Genomic DNA, 3407 nt, shown 5'->3' on the forward strand with positions numbered 1-3407 from the left:
GCCTTAGCCTTAGGGCTAAGGCCCGCTAGGGCCGAAAAGCCAGGTCCCGTTGCCCTGGTGCCTGGGCGCGTAGTCCAGGCTTAAAGTGGGGAAGTCCGGTGCAAGTCCGGCGCTGTCCCGCAACGGTAACCGGCCAAGCGTCAGGCCCTCCTTCGCAGGCCGGAAGCCCGAATGCCTGCCAGGGCCGCCCGTCCCTCCCCAGGGCGGGCACCTCACGCGGATGGGGGAGAAGTGGGGGACAAACGCCTTTTGGCCTTTGGCCCCTGCCTCCCGGCAGGGGCTTTTCCCTACCTCCCCCGGGCCTGGCCCTAGCGGCCTTAGGGAGGTAGGCATGAAGAGGATTTTGGCGGCGCTCTCGGTTCTTTTGGCTCTGGCTTTGGCCTTTCCCCTCACCTTAACCGATGACCTGGGGCGCACGGTCACGGTTAAGGCCCCGCCCAAGCGCATCGTCACCATGCTCCCCTCGGTCACGGAGACGGTCTGCGCCCTTGGGGCCTGCGACCGCATCGTGGCCACGGACGACTACTCCGACTGGCCGGAAAGCGTCAAGAGGCTCCCCAAGGCGGGCGGCCTCTACAACCCCAACCCCGAGCTCATCGTTTCCCTCAAGCCCGACCTGGTCCTGGTCTCCAAGTACGGGAGGCTCTACGAGACCTTGGAGCGGGCGGGGCTTACCGTCTACGCCGTGAGGACCGAGACCTACGAGGACATCTTCAAGACGGTGCGCACCCTGGGGAGGCTCCTCGGCCTTCCCGCCGAGGCGGAGCGGCTCGTGGCCCAGATCCAGAAGGAGGTCTACCAGGAGGAGGCCCGGGCCGCGAAGGCCAAGGCCCGTCCCCGGGTCTACTACGAGATTGACCCCACCCCCTACACCGTGGGCCCGGAAAGCTTCATCGGCGTCCTCATAAGCAAGGCCCGGGGGGTGAACATCGTACCCAAGGAGCTCGGCCTCTTCCCCAAGATCTCCCCCGAGTTCGTGGTGCAGAAGGACCCCGAGGTCATCGTGGCCACCTACCCGAACGCCCTGGAGACCCTCCGCAAGCGCCCCGGCTGGGACCGGATCCAGGCGGTGCGCGCGGGCCGGATCTGCGTCTACACCGGAGGCGAGGATAATCTCTTCTCCCGCCCCGGCCCCCGGGTGGCCCAGGGCCTGAGGCTCCTCGTGGACTGCTTCCACGGCAGGCCATGACCCTAAGCCTTCCCCTGGCCTTCAGGCGGGGCCTGGTCTTCGCCTGGCTCCTTGCCCTGCTCCTCCTGGCCCTGGTCCTGGGGGTGGGCCTGGGGGCCGTTCCCCTCTCCCCGGCGGAGGTGGTTAGGGCCCTCCTCGGGCAGGCGGAGAACCCCATCGTCACCGAGCTCAGGCTCCCCCGGGTCCTGGCCGGGGTCCTGGTGGGGGCGGCCTTGGGGGTCTCGGGGGCGGCCTTCCAGGGGCTCTTCCGCAACCCCCTGGCCGACCCCTACCTCATGGGGGCGGCCTCGGGGGCGGCCTTCGCCGTGACCCTCTTCGCCGCGCTTCTCGGGGGGCTTTCCCCAGCGTTCGCCCAGCACGCCGTCTTCCAGCACCTGCCCCTCTCCGCCACCCTCTACGGCTTCCTGGGGGCCCTCCTGGCCACCCTCCTCACCCTGGTCCTGGCGGGGGGGGTGGCCCGCACCGGGGAGCTCGTCCTCGCCGGGGTGGTGGCGGGGAGCGTCCTCACCGGGGCCACCACCTACCTGATGATGCAAGACGCCGACCGGGTGCGGGCGGTGTTTGCCTACACCCTGGGCAACCTGGCCTTCGCCGGGTGGGAGGGGGTGCGGGTCCTCGCCCTCTTCTTCGCCCTGGCCTTCCCCCCCCTCCTCTTCCTGGGCCGGGTGCTGAACGCCCTGGGGCTCGGGGAGGAGACGGCGAAGAGCCTGGGGCTTCCCCTCGAGGCCCTCAAGCTCCTCCTTTTGGGGGCGGCGAGCCTCCTCACCGCCGCGGCCGTGGCCCAGGCGGGGATCATCGGCTTCGTGGGCCTGGTGACCCCCCACCTCCTCCGCCGTCTCCTGGGGGAGGACTACCGCCTTCTCCTGCCCGCGAGCGCCCTAGGGGGCGGGGCGCTCCTCGCCTTGGCCGACCTCCTCGCCCGCACCCTGGCCCGGCCCGCCGAGCTTCCCGTGGGGGTGGTCACCACCCTCCTCGGGGGGCCTTTCTTCCTCTACCTCATGTGGAGGCGCCGTGGGCGGGCTTGAGGCCAGGGGAATCGTGGGGCCCTTCGCCTTGAAGGGGGTGGACCTCCTTTTGCGCCCGGGGGAGTGGCTCGCCCTCCTCGGGCCGAACGGCTCGGGGAAGACCACGCTCCTCAAGGTGATGGCGGGGCTCCTTAGGCCCAGGCGGGGGGAGGTGCTCCTGGAGGGAAGGCCCCTTAAGGCCTACGGGAGCTACGAGCGGGGCCGCCTCCTCGGCTACCTCCCCCAAAACGGCCCCTACCCCGAGGGGCTTCTCGTGGAGGAGGTGGTGCGCCTAGGGAGGCTTCCCCACCTCGGGCTTTGGGGAAGGGAGGGGAGGGAGGACCGGGAGGCGGTGGAATGGGCCCTCGAGGTCACCGGGGCCTCCCGCTTCCGGGGAAGGCTCCTCGGCACCCTCTCGGGCGGGGAAAGGCAAAGGGTCCTCCTGGCCCGGGCCCTGGCGGGAAGGCCCAGGTACCTCCTCCTGGACGAGCCCACCACCTTCTTGGACCTGGAGCACCAGGGGGGGGTGGTGGCCCTCCTCAGGCGCCTGGCGGGGATGGGGCTTGGGGTGCTCTCCGTCCTCCACGACCCCAACCAGGCGGCCCTCGCCCACCGGGTGGCGGTCCTCGAGGGAGGAAGGGTGGTGGCGGAGGGGAGGCCCGAGGCGGTGCTCCAGGAGCCCCTCCTCGCCCGGCTCTACGGGGCGGGGGTCCGGGTCGCCCGCCTGGGGGAGAGGCCCCATGTCTACCTGGACCCGTAGGGCCAGGCTCTTCGTGCGGCGGCGCGCCTTCCTCCTGGACCTGGGGGAGGAGGTCTTTCTCTACACCGAAGGGGGGCCGCGGCGGGCCCGCTACCTCCTGGTGGGGCGGGTATCCCCGCCCGAGTGGCTCAGGCTCGGCCTTCCCAGGGAGGCCGTCCTCCACTACCCCCTGGAGGTGGACCCCCTGGCCTTTGAGTGGGAGGGGGAGACCCTGGTCTTGCCCGGGCTTCGGGTCTACCTGGGAGGCCCCCCCGAGTTCGTGGAGACCCCCTATTACGCCTGGCCCTTGACGGGGCCCCGCGGCCGGGAGTAGGGTGGGCCTACCGACCGGTTGGTCGTCTGGAGGTGGGGCATGCGGCTCAAGGACAAGGCGGTGCTCATCACGGGGGCGGCCCACGGCCTCGGCCGGGCCACGCTGGAGCTCTTCGCCAAGGAAGGGGCGAGGCTCGTGGCC

The 3407-nt window shown here is 71.1% G+C and carries 4 protein-coding genes, 1 pseudogene and 1 riboswitch; all 5 genes and pseudogenes read left to right on the plus strand.

The features are described 5' to 3' along the window. Positions 1-38 precede the first annotated feature (38 nt). A riboswitch (cobalamin riboswitch) is annotated at positions 39-198 on the plus strand. A gap of 133 nt (positions 199-331) precedes the next feature. Then, a complete protein-coding gene (locus ABJK26_RS00465) occupies positions 332-1189 on the plus strand; it encodes an ABC transporter substrate-binding protein (RefSeq protein ID WP_347240214.1) in 858 nt (285 codons plus the stop codon). Further along, a complete protein-coding gene (locus ABJK26_RS00470; RefSeq protein WP_347240215.1) occupies positions 1186-2214 on the plus strand; it encodes an iron ABC transporter permease in 1029 nt (342 codons plus the stop codon). The genes ABJK26_RS00465 and ABJK26_RS00470 overlap by 4 nt, the downstream gene beginning before the upstream one ends. Beyond that, entirely contained in the window at positions 2201-2953 is a 753-nt protein-coding gene (locus ABJK26_RS00475; RefSeq protein ID WP_347240216.1) for an ABC transporter ATP-binding protein, read from the plus strand. The genes ABJK26_RS00470 and ABJK26_RS00475 overlap by 14 nt, the downstream gene beginning before the upstream one ends. Continuing rightward, positions 2934-3266 (plus strand): hypothetical protein, encoded by a 333-nt coding sequence (locus ABJK26_RS00480; protein ID WP_347240217.1) that lies wholly within the window; start codon positions 2934-2936, stop codon positions 3264-3266. Before ABJK26_RS00475 ends, ABJK26_RS00480 begins: the two co-directional genes overlap by 20 nt. Before the next feature lie 39 nt (positions 3267-3305). Further along, a pseudogene (locus ABJK26_RS00485) lies at positions 3306-3407 on the plus strand (3-oxoacyl-ACP reductase); the annotation flags it as partial.

Source organism: Thermus sp. (genome assembly GCF_039793865.1).
In the GTDB taxonomy this organism is placed as follows: Bacteria; Deinococcota; Deinococci; order Deinococcales; family Thermaceae; genus Thermus.